Source organism: Enterococcus sp. LJL90, from assembly GCF_056924355.1.
On the sequence record NZ_JBXPBQ010000007.1, the window covers coordinates 147,911 to 168,733 of the forward strand.

General features: G+C 39.5%; 11 protein-coding genes. 3 read left to right on the plus strand and 8 right to left on the minus strand.

The window, feature by feature from the left end; all coding sequences use genetic code 11:
- Positions 1-132 precede the first annotated feature (132 nt).
- Entirely contained in the window at positions 133-834 is a 702-nt protein-coding gene (locus AC1Z3S_RS15050; RefSeq protein WP_461741034.1) for a GntR family transcriptional regulator, read from the minus strand.
- Positions 835-1,009: 175 nt separating this feature from the next.
- Here AC1Z3S_RS15050 and AC1Z3S_RS15055 point away from each other — a divergent pair, with 175 nt between their 5' ends.
- Entirely contained in the window at positions 1,010-2,725 is a 1,716-nt protein-coding gene (locus AC1Z3S_RS15055; RefSeq protein ID WP_461741068.1) for an oleate hydratase, read from the plus strand.
- A gap of 335 nt (positions 2,726-3,060) precedes the next feature.
- Positions 3,061-4,893 carry a type 1 glycerol-3-phosphate oxidase gene (gene glpO, locus AC1Z3S_RS15060; RefSeq protein ID WP_461741035.1) on the plus strand — a complete coding sequence of 611 codons (1,833 nt, stop codon included), beginning with the start codon at positions 3,061-3,063 and terminating at the stop codon, positions 4,891-4,893.
- Between the two features lie 121 nt (positions 4,894-5,014).
- On the opposite strand, the gene AC1Z3S_RS15065 is transcribed toward glpO, so the two are convergent.
- The 6 genes from AC1Z3S_RS15065 to AC1Z3S_RS15090 all read right to left on the minus strand — a co-directional run bounded on the left by AC1Z3S_RS15065 (position 5,015) and on the right by AC1Z3S_RS15090 (position 17,927).
- Positions 5,015-7,030, minus strand: coding sequence for a class C sortase (locus tag AC1Z3S_RS15065; RefSeq protein WP_461741036.1), 2,016 nt, complete (start codon positions 7,028-7,030; stop codon positions 5,015-5,017).
- Positions 7,031-7,240: 210 nt separating this feature from the next.
- Positions 7,241-8,992 carry a SpaH/EbpB family LPXTG-anchored major pilin gene (locus tag AC1Z3S_RS15070; protein ID WP_461741037.1) on the minus strand — a complete coding sequence of 584 codons (1,752 nt, stop codon included), beginning with the start codon at positions 8,990-8,992 and terminating at the stop codon, positions 7,241-7,243.
- Positions 8,993-9,025: 33 nt separating this feature from the next.
- Positions 9,026-10,267, minus strand: a complete 1,242-nt coding sequence (locus AC1Z3S_RS15075) for a pilin N-terminal domain-containing protein (RefSeq protein WP_461741038.1) — start codon at positions 10,265-10,267, stop codon at positions 9,026-9,028.
- Positions 10,264-14,763, minus strand: a complete 4,500-nt coding sequence (locus AC1Z3S_RS15080) for a SpaA isopeptide-forming pilin-related protein (RefSeq protein WP_461741039.1) — start codon at positions 14,761-14,763, stop codon at positions 10,264-10,266. Before AC1Z3S_RS15080 ends, AC1Z3S_RS15075 begins: the two co-directional genes overlap by 4 nt.
- Before the next feature lie 989 nt (positions 14,764-15,752).
- Positions 15,753-16,862 carry an ABC transporter ATP-binding protein gene (locus AC1Z3S_RS15085; RefSeq protein WP_265459121.1) on the minus strand — a complete coding sequence of 370 codons (1,110 nt, stop codon included), beginning with the start codon at positions 16,860-16,862 and terminating at the stop codon, positions 15,753-15,755.
- Between the two features lie 186 nt (positions 16,863-17,048).
- A complete protein-coding gene (locus AC1Z3S_RS15090) occupies positions 17,049-17,927 on the minus strand; it encodes a helix-turn-helix domain-containing protein (protein ID WP_461741040.1) in 879 nt (292 codons plus the stop codon).
- A 175-nt stretch (positions 17,928-18,102) separates the two neighbouring features.
- Here AC1Z3S_RS15090 and AC1Z3S_RS15095 point away from each other — a divergent pair, with 175 nt between their 5' ends.
- Complete coding sequence (locus AC1Z3S_RS15095) at positions 18,103-19,626, plus strand: AMP-binding protein (RefSeq protein ID WP_461741041.1); 1,524 nt, start codon at positions 18,103-18,105, stop codon at positions 19,624-19,626.
- Positions 19,627-19,702: 76 nt separating this feature from the next.
- On the opposite strand, the gene menC is transcribed toward AC1Z3S_RS15095, so the two are convergent.
- Entirely contained in the window at positions 19,703-20,815 is a 1,113-nt protein-coding gene (menC, locus tag AC1Z3S_RS15100; RefSeq protein WP_461741042.1) for an o-succinylbenzoate synthase, read from the minus strand.
- Between the last annotated feature and the right edge of the window lie 8 nt (positions 20,816-20,823).

Here is a 20,823-nt window from a genome sequence, read left to right on the forward strand (position 1 = left end):
TATTAGCTTAGCATATTTTTTTGTGGTTGTAAACGTTTTGCAATCTGAAAAAATTTTAATTATTACTTAAAATTGTGGAAATCTTAGCGAGAAAAAACTATCCCAAAAAAATATTATTGGGATAGTGTCTGATTAAGTTTCGTATTCTATTTCATAAGGATAGGCTGTCGTATCGTAAATTGCTAAAGAGTATTCTACAATTTTGCCGTCAAAATCAATTGATTGACGGTTACGCTGCAGAGCGATTTGGCTGTCGGTTTGCAAAATCTTTTTTTGCTCCTCCGTCAAAACAATTGCAGAAAAACTATCTTTAAAGCGTTCAATTTCAAAGCCATTGCTGTGGAGCAAACGGTACAAAGAAAAATCTGCAAAATTTTTCTGATCAATTTTTTTGACATTGCCCGGTAAAAAATGCTGAATGTAGATAAACGGCTGCTGATTAATAGCATAAGTCCGACTCAGATAAAGAGCCTTAGCGCCAAAATATTGAAACATTGGATTATCTTTCGTCAATTTTAAAGTTTGAAAGTCCAGTGTCTTCTTTTCAACATTTTTATCCGAACGCTCTAAAATATCGGTAAAACTCGCCGCCCGGGACAATTTATTATAGGGGCGATTATTGATGACGGTCGTGCCTTTACCGCTTTTCTTTTCGACATATTCATCGGCGGCCAACAGTTCAATCGCCTTACGAATGGTAATCTTACTGACTTGATATTTTTTTTCCAGCTCAGTTTCAGTCGGCAACATACTATTTAAAGGATAGACTCCGGCATAGATGGCCTCTCGCAGCTCATCTGCTATTTCTAAATATAAAACACGATTGCGCTTCATCGGCTTACCTCCAGCTTTTTTTCTTTATAAAAGATTATAACAATATCTTCCTTAACTTGCACAAAATTTTTCTCTAAATTTGTTTTTTTGACAGATTGGTCTATCTGTCAAAATCAATAAGGGTATCATTTGCCATAATAGGCCCACAGGACTACTCTTAACTTAGCAAAAGAAAATTGCTGACAATGATCTAAGTGAATCAGAGAAAGAAGGATGCTTTATGCAAAAAGCTTTGATGATTGGAACAGGTATCGGAAATTTAGCAGCTGGCATTTATTTAATTCGTGACGGTGGCTTTCAAGGCAGCCAAATTACAATGTACGGGTTGGAAACCCATGGCGCTAACGATGGCAACACAGTGGCGGCTTATGAAGATGAATACAGCAATTCAGCGTTAAGCAACAATCGTGGTTATTTAGCTAAGGGTGGCCGCATGTTAAACGAAGAAACATATGAAAATCTCTGGGATATTTTGCGCTCCGTCCCTTCTTTAGACCATCCCGGTCAAAGTGTCACAGATGATATTTTGAATTTTGATCACGCTCATCCAACCCATGATGTGGCCCGTTTGATTGACCAGTTTGGTCCGCGAACTAAACCAAATAAAGATAATTATGAACACATGCAATTTAATAATAAGGACCGGGCATTGCTGACAAAACTGATGTTAATGCCTGAAAGCAATGAACAAACCTTAAATAATATCAGTATCAGTGAATGGTTTAAAAATTCTCCCCATTTTTTTGAAACAAATTTTTGGTATATGTGGCAAACCACGTTTGCTTTTAAACGGGCCAGCTCAGCCATGGAACTGCGGCGTTATATGAACCGAATGATTTTAGAATTCAGCCGCATCAATACATTAGCCGGCGTCACCCGCACGCCTTACAATCAATATGAAAGTATTATTTTGCCAATGCGCAGCTACTTGGCAGACCGGGGCGTTACCTTTGTCAATAATATTAAAATTACTGATTGGGATTTCAAGGATACCCCACTGCAGGATGATATCATTGTAACCGGTCTACATTATCAAAAAGTTGACGATGGCGAAACAGGAATAATTCCGGTAGCTGAAACTGACTTGGTTTTTGATACAAACGGTTCAATCACTGATAGTTCTTCAATTGGTGATTTAGAGACTCCCGTAAAAGAAAATTTTGAATATGCACCAAGCGCTATGCTTTGGAAAAAAGCCACAGAGAAATTTTATTCTTTAGGACAACCGGATAAATTTTTCAATGACCGCAGCCAAAGTGAATGGATGAGTTTCACCGTAACCACCGATAATCATTTTCTTGTTGATCAAATTTCTCGGATTACCCAACAAGAACCCGGCAATGCTCTGAATACGTTTATTCATAGTACGCCGCTCCTTTCAATCGTCGTCCATCATCAACCCCATTTTAAAGCGCAAAAGCCAAATGAAACAGTTTTTTGGGGTTACTTTATGTATCCTCGTCGCAATGGTGATTATGTGCAAAAACCTGTCATTGAAATGACTGGTCGGGAAATGCTGACGGAATTATTAGGCCATTTAGCCGCAGTGGACCCCAGCAATGATAATCTGCGCAACCATCAAGAAGAAATTTGGAACTCAGTCGTCAATGTGATTCCTGTGATGATGCCTTATGCCAGTGCCCTCTTCAACCAACGGGCCGTCGGTGATCGTCCGGCTGTCGTACCGACTCATTCGAAAAACTTGGCCTTTATCAGTCAATTTGCGGAAATGCCCTTTGACATGGTCTTTACTGAACAATATTCTATCCGAGCAGCACAAATTGCCGTTTATACTTTTTTAGGTATTCCTTTAAGTCAATTGACGCCGCTCCATCACTACGAAAAAGATCCAAAAATTTTGGCCCGGGCCACAAAAACAATGTTCCGCTAAACTTTTTCTCAGAAAGTAGGTGTCCAAATGAAAAAATTGGCAATCGTTTCAAAGGCGCTAGTCATTGGTTCTGCCATGACCATCACCATCGCCGTCTTGACAAAAAAATTTTTTGATTCGTTAAATGAATAAACTTGCTTTTGCTAGTCAAGTATCAGTTTTTCAACGATAAGCTGTCGCTAAACAGTTTCAAAAAACTTTTCAGCGCAGTTTCTCTTGATTAGCTGATACTTTTTTTATGAAAACTTTCTCAGACCAAAGCCGATTAGTTGTCCCAATCCTTTGCAAGTATTACACTATAGAAAACGATTTCATTTTAGAAAGGCGGAATAGTAATGGCTTTTTCAAAGAAGACCCGAACAGATTCAATCGCTTATTTAAAAGAACATCCCGTTGACTTATTAATTATCGGTGGCGGCATTACCGGTGCTGGTGTCGCAATTCAGGCAGCGGCGGCGGGAATCAATACCGCTTTAGTCGAAATGCAGGATTTTGCTGAAGGCACCTCTTCCCGCTCTACCAAACTTGTTCATGGCGGCATACGCTATCTGAAAACCTTTGATGTAGAAGTTGTCGCAGATACTGTAAAAGAACGGGCAATTGTCCAACAAATTGCCCCGCATATTCCAAAACCTGACCCGATGATTTTACCGATTTATGATGAACCCAACGCAACATTTTCGATGTTTTCTGTCAAAATTGCGATGGATTTATATGATCGTCTGGCCAATGTAACCGGCACAAAGTATGAAAATTATATGATTGACAAAGCTGAAGTGTTAAAACGTGAACCACAATTAAATGACAAAAATCTTTTGGGGGCTGGCGTCTATTTGGATTATCGCAACAATGACGCACGCTTAGTGATTGAAAATATTAAACAGGCCGCAGCAGACGGTGCCCATCTGCTCAGTAAAGTCAAAGTTCTCAGCATTACTCATGATGCTAACGGTCAAGTAGATGGCGCGCTTGTTCAAGATATTTTGACGAAAGAAGAATTTAAGATTACCGCCAAAATTGTCATCAACACAGCGGGACCGTGGTCAGATTTGGTACGGCACTTGGATGACAAGGCTGAAAAAATCAGTCACCTGCGACCAACTAAAGGTGTGCATTTAGTTGTTGATAGAGAAAAATTAAATGTGCCTCAGCCAACTTATTTTGATACTGGTAAAAATGATGGCCGGATGGTTTTCGTAATTCCCCGGGAAGAAAAAACTTACTTTGGGACAACCGATACAGATTATCACGGAGACTTTGCCCATCCGACAGTCACCCAAGAAGATGTTGACTATCTATTGGAAATAGTCAACCAGCGTTATCCCCATGCGGATTTAACCATTCATGATATTGAAAGTAGTTGGGCGGGCTTGCGGCCGCTAATTTCAGCCAATGGAAGTTCTGATTATAACGGCGGCACTAAAAATCATTTGTCCGACGAAAGTTTAACAGCCGTTGTCTCAGCCGTCGAAGCTTATTTAAAAGATCAACAAAAACGTGATTTAGTTGAAAAAGCCGTGGAAGATGCCCACGGAAAAGAAAGTGAAGCCGCAGCCGGCGATAATCCTTCTGCGGTATCCAGAGGCAGTGACTTGACAGAAGCCGATGATGGTTTGGTGACCTTATCCGGTGGCAAAATTACTGATTACCGACTGATGGCTGAAGGCGCCATGAAATTAATTCAAAAAATTCTGCAGGAAAAATATCAACAAACGGTTGAATTAATTGATTCCACTCATTATCCAGTGTCTGGCGGTCAGCTTGATCCGGCAAATGTTGACGAGGATTTAGAAAAATTAGCTGAATTAGGTGAAAAAATTGGCCTTTCTTCAGCTGATGCGAATTACTTAGCTAATTTGTACGGCTCTAATCTGGAAACTGTCCTCAGCTATGACGGCGAACTGTTTTCTGGTTTAAATCGCAGAGAAAGTATCAGCCTGCGCTATGCACTAGCGGAAGAAGCCGTCTTAACTCCAGTTGATTTTCTCTTGCGGCGCACTAACCACATCCTCTTTATGCGAGACAGCTTAGATGGGTTAATTGAGCCAGTAGTAAATGCACTAGCTGACTACTTTAACTGGACTGAAAAAGAAAAAACTTTTTATCAGGATGAACTTTCCGCAGTGATTGCTGAATCCGATTTACAGGAACTAAAAGCCAATAATTAAAAATTAAATGAACCAAAAATAAAACCCAAGTGCTTTATATAGAAGATAATCCTTACTACGATTTTCTTCTATATAAAGCACTTGGTTTTTTTTGTGTCTTTGAAATTTTTTTGTCGGCTGACTACTTCAAATTTTTAGTTCGAAGCAGATAATTGCGCCATGTTCGCCAAATAAAATACAAGAATACAACTGTCACTACAATTAAGAAGCCAACTACCAGATAATTTTTAGCCTGTCTGAATTGGGTAGCATTATCAACAGTGGTGGCCACATCTTCAGTATAAGGTACACGATGCCCACGGACTAAAAGGCGGTGGGAATTTATCATGTAAGGAGTACAAGTAACTAACGTAATTAAATCTTCTCCCGGAACAATCAAGAGGCTTTCAGTTTCATTTGGCAAAACCGTTTCAATCCGATCGACTTGATAGGCCAATTTTTCACCTAAAACAGTTAAGACAAAGAGATCCCCTTCAACCAACTCCGGCAAATCGGTAAACAATTTTTTCTGCGGCAATCCCCGATGAGCCGAGATGACTGCATGAGTATTGATTCCCCCAATCGGCTGAGAGGTGCCGCCCAAAACCGTTGCACCAATGTCTAATAAAGAATCACTAGTTGTGTCAAAGAGCGGAATTTCCACAGCGATTTTAGGAATCGAAATGGTGCCTAATAAATGTTTTTGATAAGCAGTTTGACTGACACTTTCAGCGGCTGTAAATGGATCGCTATCTGGATTATTGCCCTCTTCAGCTAAATGTTGATTCGCTTTCGCTAATTCATTCAGCTGTTCTTGTTCATTTGAAAGCTGGCTGTGGTAGCGGGCCAAACGTTGCTGATCAATCAGATTATTAACAGCATCTGAATAAAAAGGATAGCAAGCCACCAATAAGCCGATAAAAAATATTAGCCCAATTCCTAATTGTTTCAGAAAATTGAATCTAACAGAGCTGGCCTTTTCCTGTTTGAAGGCAGCCTGCTGTAAAAGATATTTAGGTGGTGAGCCTTTTTTTATTTCAAGATACTTTCTAGGTTTGCCTTTTAAAGTAAATTCTTGATTGGCTAACTTATTTATTTTTGCTTTTAAGATGAGTCGAGTTTCCTTTTTCCCTTGCAGCGCTACCCAATACTTACCGCCGGGAATACCAGCAAACAATACCTCCCCTTGGGAATTGACCCGTTGCTGAGCCGCTGGGATTGGTAGAACACGGCCTTTACGATCAGTCAGTAAAAAAATGGCTTTGCGCTTATTTTTGACAAAAAAGCGCAGATTATAACGGCGGCTTGTGAACCGGTAAAAAACAATTTTGCGCCAGAGCCACCAGCCAAACAGACTAAGAAACGCCAAAATTGATAAAAGAATTAAAATCAAGCGATAACGATGATAATTTTGCGTCTGTTGAATCGCTTGGTTCATTTCCGCTTGATAAGGGATGCGAGAGCCAGTGACTAATAAGCGATGACTATTTATTCCATAAGGTGTGCAGGTTAACAAGGTTACCAAATCTTTATTTTCAACAATCTCTAAATCCGAAAACTCTGTAGGCACAACTTTTTTGACGTTCATTACCTCATAAGCGAGGCGTTCACCTAACACATCGATGTAAAATAAATCCCCCTGTTTTAGCTCCTCTAAATCCGTAAATAATTTTTTTTCCGCCAAGCCAGTATGCCCGGTAATCACCGAATGGCTACCCACCCCACCGATGGGATACGAAGTTCCCTGCAGCAAAGTAGCACCTTGTTGCAATAATGTTTCATTGGTTTCATCAAAAATCGGCAGACTGACCTTAATTGCCGGAATATAAACGGCCCCTAAAGAGTGTTCTTCTAAATAACTTTTATCAGGATTTTCTATCTTGCTGACGACTTCCTCAAAAGGATCTTCTACCAAACCGAGTCCCGGTACGGCGGTCTTGGCATTCTCAACATTTTTTTGCTGTAGCTCAGCTAATTTGGCGGCCTGTTCTTCCCGATTTGTTTCAGCTTCTTTTTGATATTGAGTAATCCGCTGCTGATCAATAAAATTGTTCAAGGAATCCACCACAAAGGGGTAAGCAAAGATAGCAGCTCCTGATAAAAATAGCCCTGGCATCAATAATTTTAGAATGAAATTTACCGAAGCGTCTTTTTTCATTAGCTTACCTCCCTCGTTTTAAACTTTTAGCTATCGATTCATATTTTTAGCCAAGATTTAAATAATTTTTTTAATATGTGTCTCACTTATTCTATGTACGACTTCCGTTTGCTCATTTGTCATTTAAAAATAACCGGTCCAAGCTCTGCTTTGCGCCTTTGGACCGGTTATCGGTTTTCATTCAATTTTTATTTATCTTAAAATTTATTTTTAAGCTTTGACGGTTCTTTTAGAATTTTTAAACCAAAGATAAGCGCCAATCATCATACCTGTTCCAATTACTAAAAAGGCTACAATTCCTGCGCCACCAGTAGATGGCAAAGTCCCTTTTCTGGTATTAGAAATAGTCACGTTCTCAGCCATTTCAACGCTGACAGCTTCCTTATCATAGGTTCCCCAAGCAACGTTGAAGTTTGTATAAGCACTCTCGCCATTTGGTAAAGCATAGCCTTCAGGAGCAACAACTTCTTGCATTTGATAGTTGCCATATTCTAGGCCGACTACATCAAAGGACCAGTCCTTACCATTAGCTGTATCAAAAGCCGTCGCCATAAAACGAGTAGCATTCGGAGCTGGATCTTCATCTGTCCCTCTGTCATTCCAAATAATATTTGTCGCAGCAGAAGAATAATTTTCCATTGTGTCAGTGCCATTATAGAACACAGCATATTTGCTTCTATCAGCATTCCACAAAATAAATTCTGCCCCTACTAAATTGTCTTGACTAGAACCGTCAATTTTTTGGAACTTACGGCCGCCAGTTAAAACTTTTTCATCTGGAATAATATCTTTTTGATAGCCAGTTTCGCCTTCACGACCAATGGTGATGGTTGCTTTGTTATCATGGAGTATATCTGCTTGAACTGTTGCAGTCAAAACCATGTTATAGTTCAAGGTTAAGGTACTACCCGGAGTTAATTTTGCTAGTGTGTCAGTATTCGCAAATCCAGTCTCAGCATTTTTAGTTATGATTTCTAAATGAAACCCGCCATCTTCTTCTGTGATGGTGTAATCAGTATTTAACACTAATTTGGTATTACTAGTCGTATCAACGACTTCTAATGAATCTGTCACGTACTTCAAGTTTTCTGTTGGCACATCGACAATTGTAAAATTAGTGATGACTGGCGACTGGTCGTTATTTACATCTCGAATGAAATACGGAATCGGCGAAGTAATTTCATAAGGAAGTACCACACCTTTTTCTAAATCAACGACTTTGACTGTTGTTGTCCCCTCTCCTTCTTTCACTTGAATCTCAGTAATTTCACTAGGGTCAACAGCAATTGTTTTGGTTGGTGTTTGCTGTTGGTTTTTCGCATAAAGATGAACATCATCATTGAAGGTATCTAAAAATGAACCGTCCCAAGCGCTACCTTCAGTAATATTTGGCATCATCACTGGTAACAAAATGACCATTGGCGTAGCAATAATTGAAATATCTGCCGGAGAATAGGTTTCGACAAACATTAATACTTTGTCCCGATTCAGGCCATCAGTTGTTCTAACATTGGTAAACTCAACCAGACCATCTTCGCCATTGATATTAGCTGTCGTTTTAGTTTCTAATACAGTGGCACCGCTGACTACCCATGAAGCATTCCAATTATCTTGAATAGCTTGAAGTGCATCTGCTGAACTTAAGCCATCACCAGCTGCTTCGGTTTGTGGATTGTCCTGCAAAGCATTATAGTAAATATTGGTAACATCGTATAAAGTAAAATCAACTCCGTTTAAGCCGGCACCACTAAAATCCATTTCTAAACCGGTGTTTAATGTTGCATCTGGAATTCCTGTCTCAGCATCCCAAACTTTTTTATGCAGTGTAAAGGAAATTTCACTTGGCTTTTCCGTCACTGCTGCCGCTTCGGCTGTCGTTGCCCCTGCCCCGATAATTCCCGCCATTAGCGGAGCTGCCATTAAAAAGGCAGCGATTGATCCCAATAATTTTCTTCTTTTCATCTCTTTTCCCCCTCATGGATAAAACAATCTATTTTATTTTGAATCTCTGATACCAGTTGTTCTTTTCTTCAAAAACCAAGCAACGCCAAGTAAGATTATCCCCAAGATACTTACTAGTGATTTAGCCGCCCCAGTATCTGGCAGCTTACCGCCATCATCTGTTGGTGAAGTCACTGTTTTTTCGTTATAGACTCGTGGCTCTTGCTTTTGATACGCACTTTCGGGAACTTTTCCCGAAGCCAATTCATCCATTGAATAACCATTGACAGTGACAAATAAGGGATTTCCTTCTTCATCCTGCCAACTTTCAGGAATGACGACTTCTATTTCTTTATCAGCAGGCGTTATCTCGTAACCGGCAGCCGTTGCCAGCTCTTCAAAATAATAAGTACCTGAAGGCAGATAACGTTCGTTAGTTGTCACCACCCCGTCTTCATCTGAGATAAATTTTGTCACTTCAGAATCCGTCAACGGATTACTCGAGGCAATCCATTGATTATGCAAATCATGGACCTCGCTTTGCTGGAGATAAAGCTTGTTGCCATCCACCAGTTGATACAGCGCAAAAGTAACTCCCTCTAATGGGGTTAAGACGTCACTACCAGCAGTCCGTCCTAATTTAAAAAAGTAAGGATCTCGCACATAGCCGACATTTTTAGGATAAATGTGAATCTCCTGAAGCTCCGTTAATGGATCACGGGGATCCATAATTGGCAAAACAACTGCAATCGGAATTGCCCTAGCTTCAATGTCAACATTAAAACCCACACTGGCATCAACTTTCGTTTCGACAACGAGGTACACACAATCTAAATCACCGCTTTTTCTGGGCAAAAAGATTCTACCAGTGCCTCGACCATACTCATCATCATTAACTGTCGTCACTGGACTACCGGTAACTTGCTGCAGATTTTCAGTTTCAACCAACTCTTGAATTTGATTGTGATTGAAGCCACTGATTTTTTCGACAAAATCAGCTCCGGAATCAACATCTCGATAATAATAATCGGTTAAATCGTAGACTAAAAAATTAGCACCATTTAAAGGGGTGGCTTTAGTCACCACGTCAACCGTTTCCCAGTCTTCTTCACTAATCGGCAGTCCGTCATTTTGATAATCGGCAATTTCGTCAGAAACAATGTCTCTAGCAATATACTTATGCAAAATCAGTTCTACTTGATCGTAATTGGTGGTTGTTTGAGCTGCGGCTTCTTTAACACCCAAGACAGTCAAACTCAGTAGTAGAACCAAAAGAAAGCGAAGAATTTTTTTCATGAGCGTCTCCTCCTTTGGTTCCGATACACATAATACAGTCCTATCAGCAGCATTGCGCCAAACAAACCAGCAGCTATCAAGGTAAATAGTATCCTACCGCTTCCGCCAGTCGCCGGTAGTGGGAATGTCGGATCATTTTCCACATCGAAGCTAACAAGGAGCTTGGTTAGATTACCGGTTTCATCAGTAACCTCAGTCAAATTAGCAAGTTGCTGGCTATTTTCAACTTCCAGACCAGCGTCATCAAAATAGGTTAGCTTGCCAATAATTTGACCTTTTTCAACCAGTTCACCGTCAATTATTTCATTACTTTCCTGTTGACTCACTTCTAAAACGATGTAACCCGGAACACTACGGTAGCCTTCTGGTGTCGCCACTTCGTAAATTTTGTATTTGCCAAGTTCTAGCGGCTCTAACTGGTGCAAGGCTGAATTTTCTGGCGGATTAGTTAAACGAGCTGGATCACCTAAATCTTCATTATTGTCTGACAGTCTGACATATTCAAAGGTCGCTCCCTCTAAAGGTCGTTGGGTGTGACTATCAATTTTTTGAAATTCAAGGGCTAGCTGAAGCTCATTTTTGACAGAGAGGGTTAAGATTCTTTCCTCCTCGACTGTCGCTAATTCATACTGATAACCCTCTGTCTCAAGCGTCGCATTTTTGTCAAAAGTAAACGTGCCGTCTGCATTTAAAGTAAATTCAAATTCGGTTTGGGCTACCGTATAGCCCAAGAGACCATCAACTTCTGTGACTGTATAAGTTCCAGGCATTAGTTGAAGCCTTCTATCAAAATTTAAATCTCGATATTTTTCGCTGGTTTCGCGATTTTTAGCATAGAAAAATCCCGTCCCTGTTTCATTGAGCATTAAGTCGCCGCTAGCATCAATGCCGTCAATTCCGCTATAAGCTTTGAAATATTCTTGATTAACATCATCTTTGCGTACCAGCTCAAAGCCGACTCCTGTAATTGCTGTACCATTTTGATCAACTTTACGAATTTTAAAATCCCGATTAGTCATTTGATTGGAGATGTTAAAATTAAGTTGAATCAATGACTCGTCTTCATTAAGCAAATCTGCGTATTTTGATCTTTCCCACTCGTCTTCACCGGCACCATTTTGTTGATATTCAATTTGTTTATCCTGATAATTCAAGCGGACATTCCAATAATCCTCCGCTTCCGGTTGGGCATAACCATCAGGTGCTTTAGTTTCTACAATTCTGAAATTCGTATATTTTTCATTCAGGGCTTCCTTAAGATAAACTGGCTGCTCCGCATTTAAAAATGTCACTTTGCCCAAATCATCTGAAGTCCCTTGGCCGATTACCTCGTATTCGCCGGTTTCTGTATTTTCCTTCAATAGCTCAAACTCAGCACCCGGTAAACCTGTATTAGTTCCTTCGATCACTTTGTTTATTTCAATTTGTATCGGTTTCATTTGATTGACTAAATCCAAATTGACATACAGTTGATCAAAATCTTGATAGCCGCCTTCAGCGGGATCCGTCAAGGTTTGAACAATTGTAAAGGTATGATTTTCACCTTGGTAGTAGCCTTTCCAGACATTTTCTGAGTTTGCGTCGACACCATATTCTCCAGAGGTGGGCTCAACTAGCTCATAATGATTTAAGACTTCACCTTCGTTTGCTAGTTCCTTGCGAATAGTAAAGGCTAAGTAATCATTCATTAGTTGATAGTATGCCGGATCAGAAATTTCCTTCACGTAATAAGTCGGATAAGTTTGATTGTCCTCCGAGCTAAATTGCTTTTTCGAGCTGGCCAAACCGTCAGTGTCTGTCAGCATATATTCTATTAATTCATATTCGCCGCTATCATTTTTCTCATAAAGACCTAAAGTGATTCCGGAAATACCATTGCCGTGTTCATCAGTTTTTGTCAGGTGTAAATTTCGCTCTTTACCAATAAAGCGGATTGACGGAGCTGGAATATACATTCGGTTGGTCTTTTGCGTTTCTTCATTTTGGTAATCTTTTTCATTTATCAAATAGGCTTCATCGTTGACCGTATAAAAATTCCCATTTTGGGCACTGGCATCAAGCTTAGCTTGGTACCTGATTCGCACCATATCGCCTTCGCCTAAAGAAATGCCATCAAAACGATAAGCATGATTTTTTTCAATCGAGCCTTCCGGTTCATAAGAAGTCGGATGGGCAACGACATCCGGCTGAACGCCGTGCTGACTTTCATCCCATTCGACTGGTTCCTTGTATTTTGTCGTTTCGCTGGCATTATCATTCTCATCGAGATGCCAATAGGTTATATCAGAAGCATTGCCGGGATTGTATAAAGAAACATTTAATCCCGTGGCATCATATAAAGAAGCGTTGGTGATAGTCGTTTCAAATTTTGAAACAATTTGCGTCAGTGCATTAACTAACTCCTCTTGGGAATCAGCCCCATAATAATAAGAATCCTCATTAGCATTGGTGACTTCAGATTCAGGTTTTAAATCAGCAATGTTTTTCAAAACATTGCGTCCCAGAGCATCCTGCACGCCGCTGTCCCCTGTTTGATTGCCATTCAAGCCGACTCCAATACTGTAAACCCTTGGAGTAATCCCGTACTCATCAGCCATTTTATCTCTTTTCCAATGGTGGTAAGCAATGGTTTGGATGGCATTTGCTTTATTATAGGAATTAGTAGTGGCATTACCACTTCCATACCAGTAACCGGAGACCGTAGTATTTGTTTCTTCGCCATAGCGATAATACCGACGATTGGTATTACTAGGTCTTTCTGAGGTAGCAAACTCTGTTGGATAAAGTTCATTTGCTGCAAAACTTGAGGTTAAGCTATTATTAGCTTGGGTTTCATAATTTCTGATGAAACTATTACCAGTATCATTGGTCCAATAGTTTGCCGCTTGTGCAGCTACAGTCCATCTATCAAAATTAGCTGAACTACTGGTATTTGTTCGAAACCCGCTGTAAGAAAAAGTTGGTGTACCATCGCCAACGACTATCAGAACTTTTTCAGGATTTCGACCAGCTGCGCCATTATCCCGATACAAAACTTCATAGCCTTTATTTATTCCTAGTGATAAAGGTGTTCCTGAATTGTCATAGGCTTGATCTGTTAAAACAGGAGACTTCAAAACAGTTTCGCCATTACTAGTTAAAGCAAGCTCTGATGACTTGACCCTGTCGACTCCTTCACTGCCAAAGTCGACTAACCCCACGCGAATATCTAAACCCGCTGTGTTAAAAAGTTTTGTGATTGTAGAAGTGAGAGCCGTTGTCATGGCAGTATCTTTTCTCACGCCGTTAATCGTTGTCGCCATACTAGAGGAACGGTCTAACACAAAAACAACATCAATTGGCAGCTGCTCCTTGATGGTACCACCAATAATATCAATATAAACATTGTAAATAGTAGTATCGTCTTGATCACCAGCGACATGTTCAGTAATCGGTTCTACCCATTTTTTCATGTAAGCTCCGCCGTAATCTAAATAGCTGTTAGAAAATGTCTGCTCACTGCCCCACAATTGAATATTGTTGGCAAAATCATTAGCTGAGCCAGCCTCTTGGCTAGCTGTGTAATCATAGTTGCGCCAATTCGCTCCGCCGGCGACAATCACATTATCAGTGATGCTGTCTGTATCGTTGACAATTTCTCCTGAAATGCTGTACAGCTCCCCTTGAATACCCGAGTATAATCCATCGCTGCTAAAATCATTTGCTGTGTCATAATTATTTGTCGCAATCAAGGGATAGCGCCGTTGCGTGTTGCTCTCTCCTTCGGCATATTCATATGGAAAAGGGTCACTCTCAGAAAATGGGGCCAAGTTGATTGGTGCAATTAAATTTTGTTGTAAATCTCGCAGAATGTTTTGATTACTGCTAGATTCTGTGTTAGCCTCCGCTTGACTTTCGACCTGGTTTCCCTCTGCTTTTGTATCAGTAGTTGTCTCAGTTGTAGCTGTGTTTGCTGTTTTAGTTTCTTTTTCAGTCTGGCTACTTTCTTGATCTACTGCCACTACTAAAGGTAATTCACCTTCTGCCACCGTTTTACTCAAGGTAAAAAATAACTTTCCTTTTTTGCTTCTCGTTGAATACCCCTCACCGTAGTACCAATCCAAATCTTTTTCATCATTAGCTGCTTTAATCGTTGCCAACTGCTCTTCATCAGCTTGACTTGTCATCAGCCCTTCACCGCGAATATCTGATACTGTGCCAAAGCCGCTGTCTGCTAAAGCATCATTATCAATTGCTAGCCGCAGACGACTTGCAGTTTTTGAAGCCTTTTTTTCAAACTCGACTGTCCATTGATAGCTAGTCTTTGTCTCAATAAAAGAAGCCGTCACAGTCGTGTAATCCTCATCCAAAACGATTTGTTTCTCTGACGAATCTGCTTGAATTGTCAGCTCTTTTTCGGCAACCATACTCTCATAAGTAACTACTGAAGCAAGCCCTCGGCTATAAGGTAGCAAGACACCTAAAATCAAAAGAAAAGCCGTTATCCGTTTTTTCATTCCCTCACCCCTTTGTTTCTAAAACGTCTCCCCAGACAATTTTCCATACTATAAAAAAACAAAACTTTAAAAACCAAACACAAATTAAGTTATAATTAAAAATAATTCGCTACATTTAATTTGCTCACTAATATACAATACGCAAAAACAGCTTCACAAAAATTATTCATTTTCATTTTTCTTCATTTTCATGAATTAGAAAATTATTCAATCAGAAATATCTCTTTGTAAAAAGTACAAATTGGAAAACATTCTTAATAAATTTTATTTATTAATTTGTAATTTTTGCATAAAAATATCCTTTTTCTATATTTATGAAGTTAATAAGGATATTTTATATGTAATTATTAAGTTATTTTTATAAAATCATTATAAGCCAGCGATACATAATAATCAACATTTTTCATCAAAAACAAGGAATTTATTTTCCTGAAGTAGACAAAATAAAAAAACGTTCGTATTTTTATCAAGACACAAAAAGAAGGAAATGCTTTAACTAGTGATGATTTCGACTATTATAATTAAATATTTCACAAATTATCTCCTCAAATATTTCTCGAAAAAATCTTTTAAAATGAAAAAACAAAGTGAAAACCGAATTTTAAATTAGGTTTTGATTAAACAGAAAAAATATAAAATAACATATAATAATTTTGCAAGCGAAATTAACTCCATTGCTTTATTTTGGACAAATATAATTTTTTTTATAAAATAAGGTAGGTTATAAAAAAGAACTTGTCATTTGATTAAGTGTCATCAGCATTTTGCTACCTTAAAAAGAAACTTAAAAAAGTGAAGGCAACATAGCGATTTTTTTACGAGGGACTTAGGGAAACGAGATCAATTTTTAACGACCTGTTGAAGATTAGGGGACGATTGACAGACAAGTTTTTTAACTGAAAGTTTTAACAAACCGAAAAAGAGCCTCTCCAAAAGGAAAGACTCTTTTCCGGTTTGTTATTTAGAGGTAAAACGAAGAAGAAACAAGTTTAAAAGGTGATACGTTGTTCCGTTTCTTTGTCAAAGTAATGGCTCTTATTCATATCAAAGGCCATCTCAACAACTTCACCAGGACGGTGGAAGTCACGGGCGTCAACTTTTGAAATAAATTCATGCGCGCCAACTTTAACATAAAGCATACTTTCAGCACCAAGTAATTCAGATACGACAACTTCTGCTCTTACTTTTGCTTCAGGGTTAGAATCTAAAATAATTTGTTCTGTGTGAACATCTTCTGGACGAATACCAAAGGTCATATCTTTGCCTTCGTAGCCCATATCCTTCAAGACTGCATAGCGGCCTTCTGGAATTTTCAGAGAGAACTGGCCATTTTTATCAACAGCATAGCCGTCTTTAATTTGAACATTGAAGAAGTTCATCGCAGGTGATCCGATAAAGCCGGCAACGAAAACATTGACTGGCTCATCATATAATTCTGACGGTGAACCAATTTGTTGAATGAAACCAGCGTTCATAATAACAATCCGGTCAGCCATCGTCATCGCTTCTGTTTGGTCATGGGTTACATAAATTGAAGTTGTACCGATTGATTGATGCAATTTAGCAATTTCAGCCCGCATTGCAACCCGCAATTTGGCATCCAAGTTTGATAAAGGCTCATCCATTAAGAAGACTTTTGCATCCCGCACGATGGCCCGTCCCAACGCAACCCGTTGACGTTGTCCACCAGATAAAGCTGCTGGTTTCCGTTGTAAATATTCGGTTAAGCCTAAAATTTCAGCGGCATTTTCAACCCGCTTTTTAATGTCGGCTTTGTCATATTTACGTAATTTTAAACCAAAAGCCATGTTATCATAAACAGTCATGTGAGGATACAAGGCATAGTTCTGGAACACCATCGCAATATCACGATCTTTTGGTGCTACATCATTCATGACCGTACCATCAATCACCAAGTCGCCTTCTGTAATATCTTCAAGGCCGGCAATCATCCGTAAGGTTGTTGATTTACCACAACCGGAAGGCCCTACGAAAACGATAAATTCTTTGTCCTTAATATCTAAATTAAAATCTGTTACTGAATAATTTTCAGCATTATCATATTTCTTGTAGACGTGTTTTAAATTAATATCGACCATTTCACTTCATCCTTTTCTATAGCAGTTCATTTTTTAAAGAAAACTTTTTGTTGTTTTATTAGCTTTCTTCTTGATGAATTCAGTTTATGATAAAATCGCTTTCAATTCTATGTGAAGGTGCACAAAAAAAACTCCCCTTTTTTTGTGCACTTTACATAAAAGCGCTTTTACGGGAAGTTTCCTTAGCTATTTTTGATTTTTTAAAGTTAGTAAATACATAAAAGCCAAGTCATCCGGCTTCTTTAAATTAATGCCACTTTGCTCAGCAATCTTTTCCACCCGATAGTTGATCGTATTGCGGTGGGTGAACATTTCTTTTGCGACGGAGGAAATATTGCCAGAGAAGCGCCACATCATTTCAACTAATTGGGTAAATGAATCGTCGGCTAGCAGCATCTGCTTCGAAAAATAATTGGCAAGCTTACTAACTGCCAGCTTATCTTTAGTGTAGTAATGCAACGCGACATCAGCAAAATGAAAAATACGCTGATCGTGTTTTGTCTGGACCTCTTCTAGAAACATTTGCCGTTCTTCGTTAAAAAGCCCGGGAATGTCCTCTTGATCTTGATAGAATTCACCGACAAAAACCGTCGACTCCAATGAAAAATCATCATCTAAAGTTGTGAAAACTCCTTCAATCTCCTCCATTGTAAAACTGTTTTTGGTTTTTTCTTCTACTAAGATAAACTCTTGGTCTGTTATAAAAAAACCATCAACAAGCTTCGGGAAAAATTCCTTTAAACTATCCTGCCACAATTTTTGATAATCATTCAGTTCCTCTAGATAGGCCACACGAATTTGTAAAATCCGATACTGCTGTTCCTTTTGCACCAAGGAACTGCCTTCAAATAAAATACCGTACCATCGATGAGGAGTCTGTCTAGTAACCAATTGATTTTGCGGTAGGAATGCCTCTAATAAAAGCAATTCTCGTTCACTCAGCTCACTGCGTTTTAGCCAAAGATACTGATCTTGATAAGGCACTCCAACAAAGCTCAAATCCTGCGGTGGAAAATCGATGAGTTGTGCTGTGGGAAAGATTGTTTTCAAATCTGTCTGTGTCATGTTTTGACCTCCATTACCTCTTCATCATAACTAAAAACGGCCAAATTGCCAATCTTTAATTTCCTTAAAAAACTTAGAAAATATCTTTTTTTCTTTGTGAAAAGTTCATCTATATTTTTTGAAATATGTTATTATATCCAAGTAACTTATCTTGACAAAGGAAGTGTATTTTATTTTGGAAGTATTAGTTTATCAGCCTTTAAATCTTTATTCAAATTATCGTGATGCCGAACAAGCAACACCTGACGTAGCCATTTATCACGATGAAATTTTACCGGCTTTTCCAGAATTAGGTTATGAAAGCAATTATCAAAAGAGTCACGATGCCATTTTACAGCGGGCCTATCAGTTGGCGGCCTTAGGAGTCAGTGCCGGCGATAAAGTGATTATCTTTAAGAGTCCCAAATTCGATACTTATCTTTTAGCTGTGGCAGCTTCCTTTTTAGGTGCTGTGCCGGTGATGATTTCTTATCATTTCCCAACAGCTACGATGGAAGTCTTCGTTGAACGCTTAGACAATCCCTTCATTGTATTTGATGAAGTCACTGAAGGTCGCGTGAAGGAAATTAAAAACAGTAGCACGGAAAAACAAATTACCGTGCGGGATTTAGTTTTGCAGGCAGCTACGCCGGTTCCACAAGTTGAGCTCGACAATGATGAGATTGCCTATATGACCCATACCTCAGGCACCACTGGCATTCCTAAGTTAATCTGCCATTCTTATCATTCAATGGGTTGGCGCACGCTTTATCAGCGGACAGTCTTTACAAAATTGCCCGCCAAGGAATTGATTGCTTTTCATATTTCCCCCGTTCATTCTCGGTTTAATATCGGTATTTCTTCATTAATGGCAATGGGCTTTCCGATGATGCCATTGGCGAACGCTTCTGGCAGCCATGTTGCGAAAATGCTGCAACAATATCCACCGATTGCTCTAGAAACGCATCCAAATAATTTTGTGCAATGGGCTTTTGTCGCCGAAGAACACCCAGAAGCCTTTGCCAGCATTCGCTATTTGCATTCAACCTTTGATGCAATTAATAATAAAACAATGGCGACTTTTTTGAAGGCCTCCCAGCAGGAAAGCCCCGTCTTTTTACAAATTTACGGGCAAAGTGAATGCGGTCCGATGATTTATAAGGCCCACACCTTAGAAAGTTTGAAGACAAATGATGCTAGAGACATGGGCATTGGTCTTGAAGGGCTGACTCAAGCCCGCATTGCCGATGCTGAAGGTAATGTATTAGGCAATAATGTTGATGGGCACATTCATTTTCTTTCTAAGGGCCGAGCGTTAACTTATTATAAAGAAGATGCTCGCTTTGAAGAAAATGTTTATGGTCCGTGGTGGGATACTGGTGATTGGGGCATGATTAATGATGAAGGGCATTTATTCTTAAAGGATCGCCAAGTCGATTTGATTGAAAATATCAATAGCAATTTGGCCCTTGAAGATTATTTGCTGGATACTCTGGATTTTTTAGCGGAAGTCGTAATTGTTCGGGACAAAGAGGACATGCCACAACCCATCTTGGCCTTAGCACCGAATAGAGAAATGAATTGGGATGCTTGGTGGCAAAAAGTTGCTGACCTACCTCATCTGAATTCTCCAGAGATTTGGGACTACGATGCCATTCCCCGTACAGCAACTATGAAAGTTCAACGCCTGCAAATTGAAAAAGATTATAAAAATAAATAAAAATTAACTGGCGGTCATCTAGTAGTTCTTTGCCCAATAAAAATTGAGCATTGTCGACTAGATAGCCGCCAGTTTTTTATGCTTCGTAATAAAGTTGATAGCCTGTTGACCATTTTTTCAAACAGTCCCAATCCAATTCAACTCCAAGTCCGACACCTTTAGGAACTGGTAGGCTGCCAGCAATCATTTTTGCTGGTTCTTTGACAATGTCTTCAGCAAAATAACGGTCAGAAGCTGAGATGTCGCCAGGAAAATTAAAGCCTACTTGACTGGCAAATTGCAGATTTAAACTGCGGCCAATTCCAGATTCAAACATGCCCCCCAGCCAAATAAGCACATCTTCCTTGAGGCAAAATTCGTAAATTTTTAAGGCTTCTTGCAAACCGCCCACCCGTGGAATTTTTAAATTAATTGCCCGACAGCTGTTAAGGCCCACAGCAGATTTGACATCTGTCACGCTGCGAATATTTTCATCTAAGCAGATTGCCGTTTGCATTTCTTTTTGCAAAATAGCGTGCTCAGTAAAATCCCTTTGATTAAAGGGCTGCTCTAGCATAGCCAGATTCAGCTCGTCTAATTGTTTTAATTGATCTAAGTCCTGAAGCGTATAGGCTGAATTAGCATCCGCCATCAAAGTTAATTCAGGAAATTTTTGCCGAAGAGCAGCTAATGGCTGATAATCATAGCCCGGCTGAATTTTTAATTTCACCCGCTGATAACCCGCTTCCACATAATCAGCAACTACCGCCAACAATTGCTCGGTCGATGGCTGCATGCCGACACTGACACCGACAGGCAGCATTGGGCGGCTGCCGTGTAAATAAAAACTGAGATTCCGTTGATTTTCTTTGGCGTATAAATCCCAATAGGCAGTTTCTAAAGCCGACTTGGCCATATAATTTCCTTGGACTACTTTAAAAATTTCAGTGATAGTCTGAGGTTGAAAAATTTCCTGCTGAACTAGTAAAGGAAGCAAATTATTTTTAATAATTTGTCGAGAATTCATCAGTGTTTCTTCAATATAATCTGGGTTTTCAAAGGAAACCAGTTCGCCAATCCCCTGCTGGCCCTGTTCATTTGTGATGACAAAAATATCAAAGGCCTTCTCCCGCAAAAGCCCGTAACTGGTTTTGAAGGGTTGTTTCAAAGGCAGACGAACTTGATAAGCCTCAATTTTTTTGATTTTCATCTGTTTTC

Coding starts and splice junctions, on each gene's coding strand:
- menC (WP_461741042.1), bottom strand. CDS start 20,815: ATGAAAATCAAAAAAATTGAGGCTTATCAAGTTCGTCTGCCTTTGAAA.
- AC1Z3S_RS15065 (WP_461741036.1), bottom strand. CDS start 7,030: ATGAAAAAAGACGCTTCGGTAAATTTCATTCTAAAATTATTGATGCCA.
- AC1Z3S_RS15085 (WP_265459121.1), bottom strand. CDS start 16,862: ATGGTCGATATTAATTTAAAACACGTCTACAAGAAATATGATAATGCT.
- glpO (WP_461741035.1), top strand. CDS start 3,061: ATGGCTTTTTCAAAGAAGACCCGAACAGATTCAATCGCTTATTTAAAA.
- AC1Z3S_RS15090 (WP_461741040.1), bottom strand. CDS start 17,927: ATGACACAGACAGATTTGAAAACAATCTTTCCCACAGCACAACTCATC.
- AC1Z3S_RS15050 (WP_461741034.1), bottom strand. CDS start 834: ATGAAGCGCAATCGTGTTTTATATTTAGAAATAGCAGATGAGCTGCGA.
- AC1Z3S_RS15075 (WP_461741038.1), bottom strand. CDS start 10,267: ATGAAAAAAATTCTTCGCTTTCTTTTGGTTCTACTACTGAGTTTGACT.
- AC1Z3S_RS15070 (WP_461741037.1), bottom strand. CDS start 8,992: ATGAAAAGAAGAAAATTATTGGGATCAATCGCTGCCTTTTTAATGGCA.
- AC1Z3S_RS15080 (WP_461741039.1), bottom strand. CDS start 14,763: ATGAAAAAACGGATAACGGCTTTTCTTTTGATTTTAGGTGTCTTGCTA.